This is a genomic window from Variovorax sp. P4_B11, from assembly GCF_056402355.1.
The window spans coordinates 184,633-199,790 of the sequence record NZ_JBFUHO010000006.1 but is presented as its reverse complement, the minus strand read 5'-3'; the positions used below and the strand labels follow the sequence as shown (position 1 = coordinate 199,790).

Here is a 15,158-nt window from a genome sequence, read left to right as displayed (position 1 = left end):
GAGCCATGTTCCCGCAGCGCCTCGATTCGCCGCTCGCCTATGACATCGCCCGGGCGATGCGCGACGGCTTCGATCGGCACTACCGGCTCTTTCGCGCCGAATCGGCGCGCGCCAAGCACCGCTTCGAGACCGCCGACTGGCACGGCCAGCAGCGCGCCCAGCGCGAGCGCATCGAGTTCTACGACCTGCGGGTGGGCGAGGCGGTGGCCCGCCTCGAGAAGGAGTTCAAGGCCGGCGAGCAGCCGATGGAGGTCTGGCACCAGGTCAAGCTGCACTTCATCGGCCTGCTGGTCGACCACCACCAGCCGGAGCTGGCCGAGAGCTTCTTCAACTCGGTCACCACCAAGATCCTGCACCGGGCCTACTTCCAGAACGATTTCATCTTCGTGCGGCCGGCGATCAGCACCGAGTACATCGAGCCGCGCGACGCGCCGACCTACCGCGCCTACTATCCGGAGCGAGACACGCTGGCCGACACGGTCGAGCGCATGCTCGAGGACTATGCGCTGCAAGGCCGCTATGCCGACCGCCGGCGCGACGCCGAGCGGGTCGCGGCCGCCATCCTCGGACGCTTCCACCAGATCAAGCTGCGGGCCAATTTCCAGCTGCAGGTGCTGTCGGGGCTGTTCTATCGCAACAAGGGCGCCTACGTGGTCGGCAAGATCAACAACGGCTTCCTCGAGATGCCGTTCGCGCTGCCGATCCTGCACGACGAGCAGGGCCGCTTCTACGTGGACGCGGCGCTGTTCGGCGAGGAGGACCTGCAGATGCTGTTCAGCTTCGCGCGGGCCTATTTCATGGTCGACATGGAGGTGCCCTCGGCCTACGTGCAGTTCCTGCGCTCGCTGATGCCGCGCAAGCCGCGGGCCGAGATCTACAACGCGCTGGGCCTCGCCAAGCAGGGCAAGACGCTGTTCTACCGCGACTTCCTCTACCACCTGCGCTACTCGACCGACAGGTTCCGGATCGCGCCCGGCATCAAGGGCATGGTCATGCTGGTGTTCGACCTGCCGTCCTTCCCCTACGTCTTCAAGGTCATCAAGGACTTCTATCCGCCGCAGAAGGACACCACGCGCGAGCAGATCAAGAGCAAGTACATGCTCGTGAAGCAGCATGACCGCGTGGGCCGGATGGCCGACACGCTCGAATACAGCGATGTCGGCTTCCCGCTCGACCGCTTCGAGCCCGAGCTGATCGAGGAAATCCGCAAGTTCGCGCCGAGCCAGCTGGAGATCGGCGACCGCGACGGCAACGGGGAAATGGAGGTGGTGGTCAAGCACGTCTACATCGAGCGCCGCATGATCCCGCTGAACCTCTTCCTGCAGGAGTCCTTCGACCTGCTGGCGCAGCCCGAGCACGCCAGGCGGGCGGGCAAGCAGCTGGAGCACGCGGTGATCGAGTACGGCAATGCGATCAAGGACATGGTGGCGGCCAACATCTTCCCGGGCGACATGCTGTTCAAGAACTTCGGCGTCACGCGCGGCGGCAAGGTGGTGTTCTACGACTATGACGAGATCGAGTACCTCACCGACTGCAACTTCCGCAAGGTGCCGGCGCCGCGCAACGAGGAGGACGAGATGAGCGGCGAAGTCTGGTATCGGGTCGGCCCGAAGGACATCTTCCCCGAGACCTTCGAGCCCTTCCTGCTCGGCAATCCGGCGGTGCGCGAGGCCTTCATGGCCCACCACGCCGACCTGCTCGACGCCGCCTTCTGGCAGAGCCACAAGCAGCGCATCCAGGCCGGGCAGATGCTGGATGTGTTTCCGTACGATGAGGCGCAACGCTTCAAGCACGACGGCCACGCGCCGTATTTTTAGCTCGCCCCCAGGTTGGGCTCACTTCGTGTAGCCCGCCCACCCCCGGCCGGGGGCAACACCGGCGGCCCGGCAAAGCCGGTTCCGCGGTGTTTCTGGCCTCGGGGGCGCCAGTCGCCAGGGGCGTGAGACCTGCGAAGGTTGTTGTATGAACTGTCTTTTTAAGGAGCATTCAAATGAGCGAATCGATCGTGATCGTCGGCGCCGCCCGCACCCCGATGGGCGGCTTCCAGGGCGACTTTTCTTCCCTCTCGGCGCATGACCTGGGCGGCGTCGCCATCAAGGCGGCGGTGGAGCGCGCCGGCATTCCGGCCGACAGCGTCGGCGAGGTGCTGTTCGGCAACTGCCTGATGGCCGGCCAGGGCCAGGCGCCGGCGCGGCAGGCGGCCTACAAGGGCGGCCTGCCCGACAGCGCCGGCGCGGTGACGCTCAGCAAGATGTGCGGCTCGGCCATGAAGGCGGCGATGCTGGCGCACGACATGCTGCTCGCGGGCACGCATGAAGTGATGGTGGCCGGCGGCATGGAGAGCATGACCAACGCGCCCTACCTGATGCTCAAGGGCCGTGGCGGCTACCGCATGGGCCACGACCGCATCTTCGACCACATGATGCTCGACGGCCTCGAGGACGCCTACCAGCCGGGCCGCTCGATGGGCACCTTCGGCGAGGACTGCGCGGCCAAGTACAAGTTCACGCGCGAGCAGCAGGACGCCTTCGCGATCGCCAGCGTCGAGCGGGCCAAGGCGGCGACGTCGTCGGGCGCCTTCAAGGCCGAGATCGCACCGGTCACGGTCAAGGGCCGTGGCGGCGACACCGTGGTCGAGATCGACGAGGGCCCGGGCAAGGTCAGGCTCGACAAGATCCCGACCCTGAAGCCGGCCTTCAAGAAGGACGGCGGCACCATCACCGCGGCATCGAGCTCGTCGATCAACGACGGCGCCGCTGCGCTGGTGATGATGAGCGGCAGCACGGCGCAGAAGTACGGCGCCAGGCCGATCGCCCGCGTGGTCGGCCACGCCACGCACGCGCAGCAGCCCGAGTGGTTTTCCACCGCCCCCGTGGGCGCGGTCGCCAAGTTGTTCCAGAAGACCGGCTGGACCGTCAAGGACGTCGACCTCTGGGAAGTCAACGAGGCCTTCGCGGTGGTGCCGATGGCGCTGATGCACGAGCTGAACGTGTCGCACGACATCGTCAACGTCCACGGCGGCGCCTGCGCGCTGGGCCATCCGATCGGCGCCAGCGGCGCGCGCATCATGGTCACGCTGATCCATGCGCTGCAGCAGCGCGGCAAGAAGCGCGGCGTCGCGACGCTGTGCATCGGCGGCGGCGAAGGCACGGCAGTGGCGATCGAGCTGCTTTGACGCGCTGCCTGGAATTCAAATTTTTTCCCCATCGGAGTATTCGTTGATTCATTCGGCTTTCCCCCGCAGCGCGTTGGCCGCGCTGCTAGTCACCGTTTTCATCGCACCCGCTGCCTGGAGCCAAACCCGCGACCAGGCCCTGTTCGATGCCGCCACGGCCGAGAAACCGGCCGTCATCAAGACGCTCGAGACGCTGGTCAACATCGAGACCGGCACCGGCGATGCCGAAGGCCTCGCCTCGGCCGGCAACTACCTCGAGGCGCAGCTCAAGGCACTGGGCTTCACGGTCACGCGCAGCAAGTCGGCCGGCCTGGTGGTCGGTGACAACATCGTCGGCAAGCTGAAGGGCAAGGGCGGCAAGAACCTGCTGCTGCTCTCGCACATGGACACCGTCTACCTCAAAGGCATCCTGGCCAAGGCGCCGTTCAAGGTCGAAGGCGACAAGGCCTACGGCCCGGGCATCGCCGACGACAAGGGCGGCAACGCGGTCATCGTGCACACGCTCAAGCTGCTCAAGGACCGCGGCTTCAAGGACTTCGGCACGATCACGGTGCTGTTCAATACCGACGAGGAGAAGGGCTCCTTCGGCTCGCGCGAGCTGATCCAGCAAGAGGCCGCCAAGGCCGACTACGTGCTCTCGTTCGAGCCCACCGGCGCCGGCAAGGAAGACCTGTCGCTGGGCACCTCGGGCATCGCCTACGTGCAGGTCAACATCACCGGCAAGGCCTCGCACGCGGGCGCCGCGCCCGAGCTCGGCGTGAATTCGCTGGTCGAGGCTTCCGACCTGGTGCTGCGGACCATGGACATCGACGACAAGGCCAAGGGCCTGCGCTTCAACTGGACCATCGCCAAGGCCGGCGCGGTCTCCAACATCATCCCGGCCAGCGCCACGCTGAATGCCGACGTGCGCTATGCGAAGAACGAGGATTTCGACGCCGCGATGAAGACGCTGGAGTACAAGGCGCAGCAGAAGAAGCTGCCCGAAGCCGACGTCAAGGTGCTCGTCACGCGCGGCCGCCCGGCGTTCAACGCGGGCGATGCGGGCCGCAAGCTGGTCGACAAGGCGGTGGGCTACTACAAGGAAGCCGGCGGCGAGCTCGACATCGTCGAGCGCACCGGCGGCGGCACCGATGCGGCCTACGCGGCGTTGTCGGGCAAGCCGGTCATCGAGAGCCTGGGACTGCCCGGCTTCGGCTACCACAGCGACAAGGCCGAGTACGTCGACACCAGCGCGATCCCGCGCCGGCTCTACATGGCCGGCAAGCTGATCATGGACCTCGGTCAATCGAAGTAAGGAACGCATCATGCTGCTCAGCGCCGACCAGGAAGCGATTCGCGACGCGGTGCGCGCCTTCGCGCAAGCGGAACTCTGGCCCCACGCGCCGCGGTGGGACCGCGAGCACAGCTTTCCGAAGGCGGCGCACGAGGGCCTGGCGGCGCTCGGCGCCTACGGCATCTGCGTGCCCGAGGAAGACGGCGGCGCGGGGCTCGACTACCTCACGCTGGCGCTGGTGCTCGAAGAGATCGCCGCCGGCGACGGCGGCACCAGCACCGCGATCAGCGTCACCAACTGCCCGGTCAACGCGATCCTGATGCGCTACGGCAATGCCCAGCAGAAGCAGCAATGGCTGCAGCCGCTGGCGCAGGGCCGCATGCTGGGCGCCTTCTGCCTGACCGAGCCGCAGGCCGGCAGCGATGCCTCGTCGCTGCGCACCACGGCGCGCAAGGAGGGCGACGGCTGGGTGATCGACGGCGTCAAGCAGTTCATCACCAGCGGCAAGAACGGCCAGGTCGCGATCGTGATCGCGGTCACCGACAAGGGCGCGGGCAAGCGCGGCATGAGCGCCTTCATCGTGCCGACCGATGCACCCGGCTACAACGTCGCGCGGCTCGAGGACAAGCTCGGCCAGCACTCGAGCGATACGGCGCAGATCAACTTCGATGCCTGCCGCATTCCGGCCGGCAACCTGATCGGCCAGGAGGGCGAGGGCTACAAGATCGCGCTTGGCGCGCTCGAAGGTGGGCGCATCGGCATCGCCGCGCAGAGCGTGGGCATGGCGCGCAGCGCCTTCGAGGTGGCTTTGGCCTATGCCAAGGAGCGCCAGGCCTTCGGCGGCAGCATCTTCGACCAGCAGGCCGTGGGCTTCCGGCTGGCCGACTGCGCGACGCAGATCGAAGCCGCGCGCCAGCTGATCTGGCATGCGGCCAGCCTGCGCGATGCCGGCCGGCCCTGCCTCAAGGAGGCCGCCATGGCCAAGCTGTTCGCCAGCGAGATGGCCGAGCGCGTCTGCAGCGCGGCGATCCAGACATTGGGCGGCTATGGCTACGTCAACGATTTCCCGCTCGAGCGCATCTATCGCGACGTCCGCGTGTGCCAGATCTACGAGGGCACTTCGGACATCCAGAAGCTGCTGATCCAGCGCGCCCTGGCCTGAGCCGCCGGGGCGTCGAGGGGAGGGTGATTTGCAGGGTCTGCACAATACGCCCCAGGAACTTTCCTTCGCCCACTTCCCTTCCATGTCCGCATCCCCCTCCCAACCCGCCCGTGTTCCCTGCCCCTGCGGGCGTCGTGACCGGCGGGAACTGCCGCTGGTCTACGCCCAGTGCTGCGGGCGCTACGTGGACGATTTCGAGGGCACGCCGGCACCCGACGCCGAATCGCTGATGCGCTCGCGCTACACCGCCTTCGTGCGCGAACGGGCCGACTACCTTCTGGCCACCTGGCATGCTTCGACGCGCCCGGCGGCAGTGGATTTCGAGGCCGGGGTGAAATGGCTGGGGCTTGAGGTCCGCTCGCGCTCGGTGCTCGACGCCGACCACGCCGAGGTCGAGTTCGTGGCCCGGCAGCGCAGCAGCGCCGGGGTGGCGACCCGGCTGCACGAGCGCAGCCGCTTCGTGCGCGAGGAGGAAGGCATCCACTGGCGGTGGTACTACGTCGACGGCGATCTGCACTGACCGTCCTGGGTCATCGAATTCTTGCTCCTGAGGCGCCCAGCTTGCGTCAGTAGCTATCGATTCGATAGCGATTCGAAGGCGATTCGTCCCGATTGTGCGCAAGGGCGAGACAGAGCGATTCCTTTTGGCCTATTTATTTTCCGTCGTGCCGGCCTCACACTTCGTGCCAGTCGGCAGAGCGTCCAGGGCGTTTCGTCCGACCCCTCAAAGAAAGACGAAGAGACCACCTATGGACAGCACGACGAAGACAGGCTGGCAGCGCCGGGTCGCTGCCGCGGCCTTGCCCGCCCTTGCGACGCTGCTGCTGTGGTCGGCGGCGCCGGCGGCCGGCGCCGAAGAGGGCCCGACCCTGACCCCGTTCTCCAGCGCCCGCGGCCCCGAGGCGCCGGCACCCTGGCGCTTTACCACCCTGCCCAACAAGACCGCCACCCGTTTCGAGGTGGTGCAGCAGGACGGCCAGCGCGTGCTCCGGGTGGAGGCCGACCAGTCCTATGGCAACCTGGTGCATGCGACGCAGACGCCGCTGAACGCCAACACGACCCTGGCCTGGCGCTGGCGTGTCGAGGCGTTCGTGCAGGACGCCGACCTGCGGACCCGGTCCGGCGACGACGGCGCGGCCAAGGTCTGCGTCTTCTTCGACTTCCCGACCGACCGGCTGTCGGTCGGCGAGCGCACCCGCCTGGCCCTGGCGCGCCGTGCCACGGGCGAACAGGTGCCCAGCGAGGCGCTTTGCTATGTCTGGGACAACAAGGAACCCAAGGGAAGCTCGCTGGTGAACGCCTTCACCAAGCGCATGCGCATGGTGGTGCTCGAATCGGGGCCCGCGGCCCGTCCGGGCGCCTGGGTGGCCGAGCGCCGCAACCTGCTGGCCGACTACAAGCGCGCCTTCGGCGACGAGGCCGGCGACACCATGCCCGACGTGGTGGCGGTCGCGATCGCCGCCGATGCGGACAATACGCACGGCCACGGCGTGGCCTATTTTTCCGACGTCGTGTTGCAAGGCGGCGCCTCCGCGCAGCAGGCCACGACCGCGCCGGCGCGTCTCCCGCAAGGAGAATAGCGCCGGCCCCGCCCCATTGACGCCATCGGTCCCGATATCCCATGAACGACTTCGTCGCACTCCTCGCCAGCCAGGGCGCTCTCCTGGTCTTCGCCGCCACGCTGGCGACGCGCCTCGGTGCGCCGGTGCCGGCGGTGCCCTTCCTGATCGTTGCCGGCGGGCTGACCGTCGGCGGGCAGCTGTCCTTCATCGCGGTGGTGCTGGCCGCCGTGCTCGGCAACATCCTCGGCGACGGCGCCTGGTTCCTGGCCGGGCGCCGCTGGGGTTATCGCGTGATGCGGCTGCTGTGCCGGATCTCGCTGTCGCCCGACTCCTGCGTCAGGCGCAGCGAGTCGATCCTCGGCCGCTGGGGCGGGTGGTCGCTGATCGCGGCCAAGTTCGTGCCTGGCGTCTCGGTGGTGGCGCCGCCGATGGCCGGTGCCCTCGGCATGTCGAACCTGCGTTTCCTGGCCTACGAAACCGTGGCCGCGCTGATCTGGACCCTGCTTTGCCTGTTCGTCGGCCGGATCTTCCATGCCGCGATCCAGGACGTGCTCGCGGTGATCTCCAACATCGGCCTGGGCGCGCTGGCGATCGGCGTGCTGGCCCTGGCGGCCTTCATCGGCTGGCGCTACCGGCAGCGGCGGCTGGCGCAGCAGCAGGCCGACGACATCGAACACATCCAGGTCGAGGTCCTGCGCGAAGCCCTGGCCGCGGGCGCCGGCCCGACGCTGATCGACGTCCGCTCCGACGAGGCCCGCGCCCTCGATACGCGGGCGATTCCCGGGGCCATCGGCATCGGGTTGAAGCAGCTGCCGAAGCGGCTCGGTGCGTTCGCCGACGGGCGCGAGCTGGTGGTCTTCTGCGACTGCCCCGACGACGCCTCGGCGATAGCGGGGGCGCGCATTCTGGCCGCCGCCGGGCTGCCGCGCGTGCGCGTGCTGGCCGGCGGGCTGGACGCCTGGGTGGCGATGCATGCGGCGGAAGCCTCCACGGTCGAGCCGATGCGGGCGGGCGTGGGGCTGGCAGCTGCACACTCCGCTTGATCCGGCGCCTGCAAGCGGCCTAGAATCGCCCCCGCTCCGGGGTGCACGCAGAGGCGTGCTGAGATGGCCAAGCGGCCGAACCCGCGAACTTGATCTGGTTCATGCCAGCGTAAGAAGAGCTGCGACTCCCCGGCATTCCCCCGTTCCTCGGGGAACGATGCCGCCCAGAGGCATCGCGGAGCACCCGTTGTTTCCCAAACAGGAGTGCCCCGCATGAATGCCAGCGACAAATTCGCTTCCCTGCTCACGCTCACGCGCGAGCCCTTCCCGGCCTCGACCAAGGGCGCCATCGCCGGCAGCCGGCCCGACCTGCGCGTGCCCGTGCGCGAGGTGTCGCTGACCAACGGCGAACAGGTCTCGCTCTACGACACCTCGGGTCCGTACACCGATCCGGCCGCCGCCATCGACGTCCGCCGCGGGCTGCCCGGCGTGCGCGATGCCTGGATCGCCGAACGCGGCGACACCGAAAGCTACGAAGGCCGCGTGCACCTGGCGCTGGACGACGGTGCGACGCACGCCGATCGCGATGCCCGGCGCATTGCCGAGCTGCGTGCCGGCGCCGCGGCGCTGCAACGCACCCCGCGGCGCGCCAAGTCCGGCGCCAACGTGACCCAGATGCACTACGCCCGCCGCGGCATCGTCACGCCCGAGATGGAATACGTCGCGCTGCGCGAGAACGGCCGCCGCGAGTGGATGGCCGAGTACATGGCCGACGAGGCACGCGAGAAGCGGCTGGCCGGCAACCCGATGGGCGCCCGCATCCCGAAGATCATCACGCCCGAATTCGTGCGCGACGAAGTGGCGCGCGGCCGCGCCATCATCCCCGCCAACATCAACCACCCCGAGGTCGAGCCGATGGCGATCGGGCGCAACTTCAAGGTCAAGATCAACGCCAACATCGGCAACTCGGCGGTCACCTCGAGCATCGAGGAAGAGGTCGAGAAGCTGGTCTGGGCGATCCGCTGGGGCGCCGACAACGTGATGGACCTGTCGACCGGCCGCAACATCCACACCACGCGCGACTGGATCGTGCGCAACAGCCCGGTGCCGATCGGCACGGTGCCGATCTACCAGGCGCTCGAGAAGGTCGGCGGCGTGGCCGAGGACCTCAGCTGGGAGATCTACCGCGACACGCTGATCGAGCAGGCCGAGCAGGGCGTCGACTACTTCACCATCCATGCCGGCCTGCGCCTGCCCTTCATCCACCTGACGGCCGACCGGCGCACCGGCATCGTCTCGCGCGGCGGATCGATCATGGCCAAGTGGTGCATCTCGCACCACAAGGAGAGCTTCCTCTACACGCACTTCGAGGACATCTGCGACATCATGAAGGCCTACGACGTGAGCTTCTCGCTCGGCGACGGCCTGCGCCCCGGCTGCGCCTCGGATGCCAATGACGAAGCCCAGTTCGCCGAACTGCGCACCCTCGGCGAGCTCACCCAGATTGCCTGGAAGCACGACGTGCAGACCATGATCGAAGGGCCCGGCCATGTGCCGATGCACCTGATCCAGGCCAACATGGACGAGCAGCTCAAGCACTGCCACGAGGCGCCGTTCTATACGCTGGGCCCGCTGACCATCGACATCGCGCCGGGCTACGACCACATCGCCAGTGCGATCGGCGCGGCGATGATCGGCTGGGCCGGCACCGCGATGCTGTGCTATGTGACGCCCAAGGAACACCTGGGCCTGCCGGACCGCGACGACGTCAAGCAGGGGATCATCGCGTACAAGATCGCGGCGCATGCGGCCGATGTGGCCAAGGGCCATCCGGGCGCGCGCTCGCGCGACGATGCGCTCTCCAAGGCGCGCTTCGAATTCCGCTGGCAGGACCAGTTCAACCTGGGCCTCGACCCGGACACCGCACGCGAGTTCCACGACGAGACCTTGCCCAAGGACAGCAGCAAGGTGGCGCATTTCTGCTCGATGTGCGGCCCCAAGTTCTGCTCGATGAAGATCACGCAGGAGGTGCGCGAGTACGCCGCCCAGCGCGGCATCGAGGCGGACGATGCGGTCGAAGACGGCATGGCCGGCAAGTCGGCGGAATTCAAGGCCGCGGGCGGCGAGATCTACATTCCGATCCAGCCGGCCTGAGCATTGTCGTGGGGGTAGGCCGGCGCCGGGCCGCCCCAAGGCGGCCTGCGGCCCCCTCGGGGGGCAGCGACCACACGAAGTGAGGGAGCGTGGGGGCTACATTGTTAGGATCGCCCCATGACTCCCATCCCTTTCGAAGCCGTCCTGTTCGACTGCGACGGCGTCCTGGTCGACTCCGAACCCATCACCAACCGTGTGCTCGCCGAGATGCTCGGCGAGCTCGGCTGGAGCCTCAGCACCGAGGAGTCGATGCGCATCTTCACCGGCAAGGCGGTCAAGGACGAGGCCGCGCTGATCGAGGCCAGGACCGGCTTCGCGATCACGCCCGAATGGCTGCACGGCTTTCGCGGCCGCCGCAACGACGCGCTTGAGCGCGACCTGCTGGCCATTCCGAACGCCGCGCTGGCCGTGCGCGCCCTGCATGCGGCGCTCGATGGCCGGATCGCCTGCGCTTCGGGCGCCGACCGCCACAAGGTCGAATTGCAGCTCGCGAAGATCGGCATCTTCGACTGCTTCGAGGGCCGCATCTTCAGCGGCCACGAAATGCCGCGCTCCAAGCCCGCGCCCGACGTCTACCTGGCGGCCGCATCGGCGCTCGGCGTCGACCCGGCGCGCTGCGCGGTGGTCGAGGACACGGTCACCGGGGCCATGGCCGGTGTCGCCGCCGGCGCGACCGTGTTCGGCTACAGCCCGACCGACCTGGGCCACAGCGGGCCCGAAGCGCTGCGTGCCGTCGGCGCGGTCCAGGTGTTCACCGACATGGCGCAACTGCCGGCGCTGCTGGCCGACTGGCGCTGCGCGTTCGCCTGAAGACGCCTCGATGCACGGCTCGCGCGCGCTCTGTGGCCTCTTGATCGCCGCCAGCCTGGCGGGCTGTTCGTCGATCAGGCCGTGGCTCAACGAGCCCCTGGTCGACGAGCCGCCGCCGGCCTCGGTCATCATGGCGCCGGAGTCGGGCCGGGATCCGACGATCCTGGTGGCCGTCGCGCTGTCCGGCGGCGGTGCGCGGGCCGCCGCATTCGGCTATGGCGTTCTGGAGGAACTGCGCCGCACCAAGTTCGATCTGAACGGCCGCCACGCCGACCTGCTCGACGCCACAGACGTGATCAGCGGGGTGTCGGGCGGCAGCATCCTGGCGGCCTACTACGCGGCCTTCGGCGCCGACAAGCTGCAGGACTTCGAACGCGACTTCCTGCGCCAGAACTTCCAGAACAGCCTGATCCTGCAGGCGCTGCGGCCCGGCAGCCTGTACGACCTGAGCTCCCCCTGGTACGGGCGCAGCCACCTGCTGGCGCGCCGGCTCGACGAGATCTACGAGGGCAAGACTTACGCCGACATCGAGCGCAACCCGCGCCATCCGCAACTGGTGATCGCGGCCACCGACATGTCGCTGGGCACGGCCTTCGAGTTCACGGCCGACCAGTTCGCACTGATCTGCTCCGACCTGCAGAGCGTGCCCCTGTCCTTCGCGGTCGCGGCCTCGTCGGCGGTGCCGATCCTGCTGAGTCCGCTGACGCTGAAGAACTATTCGCGGGAATGCCGCGAGCGCGGCATCGTGCCGCGGCTGGCGGGGCGCGGCGGTGCCAACTACCGGGCCCGCATGTTCCGCATGCAGGCCAACAGTTACCTGGACGCCCAGAGCCGCCCTTTCATCCACCTGGTCGACGGCGGCGTCGCCGACAACCTCGCGGTGCGCCGGCTGCTCGACCGCGCCTTGATCGGCGGCGGATTGCGGGAGAGCTTCGACGAAGTCGGCATCCCGCGCGGCAGCGTGCGCAAGCTGGTGGTGATCAGCGTCAATTCGGCGCGCGACCCGGCCAACAATGTCGACCAGATCGATACCGTGCCGGGCGTCCGGGCGGTGGCCGACACGCTGCTGTTCGGCGCCGGCGCGCGCGCCACCCTGGAGACCCAGGAGTTCCTGCTGGACACCGCCCGCCAATGGCGGGAGGACCTCAGGACGCGCAACGCCGATGGCTCGGACGCCTTCGCCCCCGATGCCGAGATCCACGTCGTGCAGGTGAACCTGCGCGACGCCGCGGACGGCGAATTGCGGCAGCGGCTGCTGCAGGTGCCGACCGCGTTCTCGATCAGCGACGACGAGGTGACACGGCTGATCGCAGCCGGGCGCAGCGTGCTGCAGCGTTCGCGCGATTTCCAAGCCCTGAAGAAGTCCCTGGGCGCCGCCGAGGACTGAAGCGAAGGCTCAGGCGTTGCCGCGCGGCAGCGTGGCCCTGGCCATCGTGGTCAGCGAGAGCGTCATCGCCTGGGCCCGGTCCGCCCACATGCGCGACACCAGAAGGTCCGCGTTTTCAGTCACGAAGCCGCTGTTGCGGGTGCGGCCCGAAGTGGCGATGAAATCCATCAGGTCGGCGAAGGCGTCGCTGTCGGTGTCGGGAATCTGCTGCATGGGGCGATGGTAGGCCGCGCCGGGCCACCTTCCTGTCGGACGCCGGCGCATCGGACGATTCCGAGCACACTATTTCACGAATCCGCGTTCCCCTTGCTTGGCGGCAGGCCGTGCCGCCGGAAGGTGCCTGGCGCGACGCCGGTCCAGCCGCGAAAGGCGCGCGAGAAGCTTTTCTCATTGCGAAAACCGACCGCCAGCGCGATCTGCTTGATCGGCCGGTCGGTACGGCGCAGCTGGTCGGCCGCCGCTTCGTGCCGGATCTCGTCCTTGAGTGCCTGCAGCGAGACGCCTTCTTCCATCAGCTGTCGGTGCAGCGTGCGGCTCGACAGGTTCAGCTGCGCGGCCAGCGCCTCCGCGGTCGCGGCTTCGGCGGCACGGCTGCGCAGCAGTTCGCGCACCCGCTGGCCGAGCAGCCGGTCGCGCCGGTATTGCAGCACCGTGAGCGGCAGGGCGCGCCGCAGCATGGTGCGCAGCGCCGCCTCGTCGCGCCGCAGCGGCAGCGCCAGGTAGCGGGGATCGAAGCTGTAGCTGGCCCGGTCGGCGCCGAAGCGCAGGCTGCCGCCGAACATCAGCGGATAGGCCTCGCGGTGCGGCGGTGCCTCGAACGGGAAAGTGGTGGTGCTCAGCGAGACCCGCGAATCGATGGCCCAGCAGGCGTAGCCGTGGAGAAAGCGCAGGTTCGACACCAGGCAGAACTCGCGGAAATCGCCCAGCGGGCGGTGCTCGGTGATCGACACGGTCGCCAGCCCGCCGGCGACCGAGAGTTCGAGCGCGATGTCGTCGGTCAAGAGCCGCAGGTGCCGGCACCAGCGCTTGATCGCGACGCCCAGGTCGGGCGCCCCCAGCGAGGCCCGGCACAGCATGCCGTAGCTGCCCCAGGGGAGCCGGCGCCGGAACCAGCCGAGCGCTTCGTCGTCGAGCTGCTGCATCGCAAAACCCGACAGCGTCTCGAACTGCGCCGCGGTCACGCGTGCGGCCGGATCCGCGAGTTCGTGCGGCGTGATCTGTGCCTCGGCCAGGGCCGCCGAGGGGTCGACGCCGTAGCGCTCGTAGGCCCGCACGATCGCTTGGACGAAGGCCATCGGCGTGGCCGCGCGGCGGGTGCTCTGGAGCGGTGACGAGGGCATGGTGGCGAACGGGAAGGGTGGCGGGATTTGCAACCATTGTGGCGCCAAATGCACCGGCACACGGCGTAAGCTGCGCCTCTCCGCCCGGGAAATTTCCGGTGCGAGCCCGACCGACCAAGGAGACAAACCCATGCACCATCCCGGCCTGAACTTCGACCTGGGCGACACCATCGATTCCCTGCGCGACGCGATCCAGGACTTCGCCGCCCACGAGATCACGCCGCGCGCTGCCGACATCGACCGCGAGAACCTGTTCCCGGCCGACTTGTGGAAGAAGCTCGGCGACCTCGGCCTGCACGGCATGACCGTCAAGGAGGAATACGGCGGCACCGAACTCGGCTACCTCGCGCACATCGTGGCGATGGAAGAGGTTTCGCGGGCCTCGGCCTCGGTCGGCCTCTCGTACGGCGCGCATTCCAACCTGTGCGTGAACCAGATCCACCGCAACGGCAGCGAGGCGCAGAAGAAGAAGTACCTGCCCAAGCTGGTGAGCGGCGAGCACGTCGGCGCGCTGGCGATGAGCGAGCCGAATGCCGGTTCCGACGTGGTCAGCATGAAGCTGCGGGCCGAGAAGAAGGGCGACCGCTACGTGCTCAACGGCGGCAAGATGTGGATCACCAACGGCGGCGACGCCGACACGCTGGTGATCTACGCCAAGACCGAGCCCGAGATGGGCGCCCGCGGCATGACCGCCTTCATCGTCGAGAAGGGCTTCAAGGGCTTCTCGGCCGGCACCAAGCTCGACAAGCTCGGCATGCGAGGTTCCAACACCTTCCCGCTCTACTTCGACAACTGCGAAGTGCCTGAAGCGAACGTGCTCGGCGGCGAGGGCATGGGGGCCAAGGTGCTCATGAGCGGGCTCGACTTCGAGCGCGCCGTGCTCTCCGGCGGCCCGCTGGGCATCATGGCCGCCTGCATGGACGCGGTGCTGCCTTTCGTCCATGAGCGCCAGCAGTTCGGCCAGAGCATCGGCGAGTTCCAGCTGATGCAGGGCAAGCTGGCCGACATGTACTCGACCTGGCAGGCCACGCGCGCCTACGTGTACGCGGTCGGCAAGGCCTGCGACCGCAGCGACCACGCGCGCACCTTCCGCAAGGACGCGGCCGGCGCCATCCTGTACTCGGCCGAGAAGGCGACCTGGATGGCCGGCGAGGCGATCCAGGCGCTGGGCGGCGTCGGCTACACCAAGGACTTTCCGGTCGAGCGGCTGTGGCGCGACGCCAAGCTCTACGAGATCGGCGCCGGCACCAGCGAGATCCGGCGCATGCTGATCGGCCGCGAGCTGTTTGCCGAGACGGCCTGAAGGAGGCGC

13 protein-coding genes and 1 riboswitch are annotated in these 15,158 nt (G+C 68.4%); of the genes, 11 read left to right on the top strand and 2 right to left on the bottom strand.

Annotated features, from left to right (window positions below; genetic code table 11):
* Positions 1–5: 5 nt before the first annotated feature.
* The 10 genes from aceK to AC1DYD_RS09055 all read left to right on the top strand — a co-directional run bounded on the left by aceK (position 6) and on the right by AC1DYD_RS09055 (position 12,506).
* Positions 6–1,817, top strand: a complete 1,812-nt coding sequence (gene aceK / locus AC1DYD_RS09100) for a bifunctional isocitrate dehydrogenase kinase/phosphatase (RefSeq protein ID WP_478172414.1) — start codon at positions 6–8, stop codon at positions 1,815–1,817.
* Between the two features lie 173 nt (positions 1,818–1,990).
* Positions 1,991–3,175, top strand: a complete 1,185-nt coding sequence (locus AC1DYD_RS09095) for an acetyl-CoA C-acyltransferase (protein ID WP_478172413.1) — start codon at positions 1,991–1,993, stop codon at positions 3,173–3,175.
* Between the two features lie 46 nt (positions 3,176–3,221).
* Positions 3,222–4,469, top strand: coding sequence for a glutamate carboxypeptidase (locus tag AC1DYD_RS09090; RefSeq protein WP_478172449.1), 1,248 nt, complete (start codon positions 3,222–3,224; stop codon positions 4,467–4,469).
* 10 nt (positions 4,470–4,479) lie between these two features.
* Positions 4,480–5,610 (top strand): acyl-CoA dehydrogenase family protein, encoded by a 1,131-nt coding sequence (locus AC1DYD_RS09085; protein ID WP_478172412.1) that lies wholly within the window; start codon positions 4,480–4,482, stop codon positions 5,608–5,610.
* An 82-nt stretch (positions 5,611–5,692) separates the two neighbouring features.
* The gene (locus AC1DYD_RS09080) at positions 5,693–6,130 is read left to right on the top strand and encodes a YchJ family protein (protein ID WP_478172411.1); all 438 of its coding nucleotides are present in this window, start codon (positions 5,693–5,695) and stop codon (positions 6,128–6,130) included.
* Between the two features lie 229 nt (positions 6,131–6,359).
* The gene (locus AC1DYD_RS09075; protein ID WP_478172410.1) at positions 6,360–7,190 is read left to right on the top strand and encodes a DUF3047 domain-containing protein; all 831 of its coding nucleotides are present in this window, start codon (positions 6,360–6,362) and stop codon (positions 7,188–7,190) included.
* A gap of 41 nt (positions 7,191–7,231) precedes the next feature.
* A complete protein-coding gene (locus AC1DYD_RS09070) occupies positions 7,232–8,215 on the top strand; it encodes a VTT domain-containing protein (protein WP_478172409.1) in 984 nt (327 codons plus the stop codon).
* A 27-nt stretch (positions 8,216–8,242) separates the two neighbouring features.
* Positions 8,243–8,348: riboswitch (TPP riboswitch) on the top strand.
* An 80-nt stretch (positions 8,349–8,428) separates the two neighbouring features.
* Entirely contained in the window at positions 8,429–10,309 is a 1,881-nt protein-coding gene (gene thiC / locus AC1DYD_RS09065) for a phosphomethylpyrimidine synthase ThiC (protein ID WP_478172408.1), read from the top strand.
* A 117-nt stretch (positions 10,310–10,426) separates the two neighbouring features.
* Positions 10,427–11,119, top strand: coding sequence for an HAD family hydrolase (locus tag AC1DYD_RS09060; RefSeq protein WP_478172407.1), 693 nt, complete (start codon positions 10,427–10,429; stop codon positions 11,117–11,119).
* A 10-nt stretch (positions 11,120–11,129) separates the two neighbouring features.
* Positions 11,130–12,506, top strand: a complete 1,377-nt coding sequence (locus AC1DYD_RS09055; protein WP_478172406.1) for a patatin-like phospholipase family protein — start codon at positions 11,130–11,132, stop codon at positions 12,504–12,506.
* A 9-nt stretch (positions 12,507–12,515) separates the two neighbouring features.
* On the opposite strand, the gene AC1DYD_RS09050 is transcribed toward AC1DYD_RS09055, so the two are convergent.
* Positions 12,516–12,719 carry a hypothetical protein gene (locus AC1DYD_RS09050; protein ID WP_478172405.1) on the bottom strand — a complete coding sequence of 68 codons (204 nt, stop codon included), beginning with the start codon at positions 12,717–12,719 and terminating at the stop codon, positions 12,516–12,518.
* Positions 12,720–12,793: 74 nt separating this feature from the next.
* Positions 12,794–13,846 (bottom strand): AraC family transcriptional regulator, encoded by a 1,053-nt coding sequence (locus tag AC1DYD_RS09045; protein ID WP_478172448.1) that lies wholly within the window; start codon positions 13,844–13,846, stop codon positions 12,794–12,796.
* Positions 13,847–13,976: 130 nt separating this feature from the next.
* Between AC1DYD_RS09045 and AC1DYD_RS09040 the strand changes: the two genes are divergently transcribed.
* Positions 13,977–15,149 (top strand): isovaleryl-CoA dehydrogenase, encoded by a 1,173-nt coding sequence (locus tag AC1DYD_RS09040; RefSeq protein WP_478172404.1) that lies wholly within the window; start codon positions 13,977–13,979, stop codon positions 15,147–15,149.
* The last annotated feature ends 9 nt before the right edge of the window (positions 15,150–15,158 follow it).

Bases quoted from the DNA above. Each gene is read 5' to 3' on its own strand.
- AC1DYD_RS09080 (WP_478172411.1), top strand. From the start codon at position 5,693: ATGTCCGCATCCCCCTCCCAACCCGCCCGTGTTCCCTGCCCCTGCGGG.
- AC1DYD_RS09055 (WP_478172406.1), top strand. From the start codon at position 11,130: ATGCACGGCTCGCGCGCGCTCTGTGGCCTCTTGATCGCCGCCAGCCTG.
- AC1DYD_RS09095 (WP_478172413.1), top strand. From the start codon at position 1,991: ATGAGCGAATCGATCGTGATCGTCGGCGCCGCCCGCACCCCGATGGGC.
- AC1DYD_RS09040 (WP_478172404.1), top strand. From the start codon at position 13,977: ATGCACCATCCCGGCCTGAACTTCGACCTGGGCGACACCATCGATTCC.
- AC1DYD_RS09045 (WP_478172448.1), bottom strand. From the start codon at position 13,846: ATGCCCTCGTCACCGCTCCAGAGCACCCGCCGCGCGGCCACGCCGATG.
- thiC (WP_478172408.1), top strand. From the start codon at position 8,429: ATGAATGCCAGCGACAAATTCGCTTCCCTGCTCACGCTCACGCGCGAG.
- aceK (WP_478172414.1), top strand. From the start codon at position 6: ATGTTCCCGCAGCGCCTCGATTCGCCGCTCGCCTATGACATCGCCCGG.
- AC1DYD_RS09050 (WP_478172405.1), bottom strand. From the start codon at position 12,719: ATGCAGCAGATTCCCGACACCGACAGCGACGCCTTCGCCGACCTGATG.
- AC1DYD_RS09060 (WP_478172407.1), top strand. From the start codon at position 10,427: ATGACTCCCATCCCTTTCGAAGCCGTCCTGTTCGACTGCGACGGCGTC.
- AC1DYD_RS09070 (WP_478172409.1), top strand. From the start codon at position 7,232: ATGAACGACTTCGTCGCACTCCTCGCCAGCCAGGGCGCTCTCCTGGTC.
- AC1DYD_RS09075 (WP_478172410.1), top strand. From the start codon at position 6,360: ATGGACAGCACGACGAAGACAGGCTGGCAGCGCCGGGTCGCTGCCGCG.
- AC1DYD_RS09085 (WP_478172412.1), top strand. From the start codon at position 4,480: ATGCTGCTCAGCGCCGACCAGGAAGCGATTCGCGACGCGGTGCGCGCC.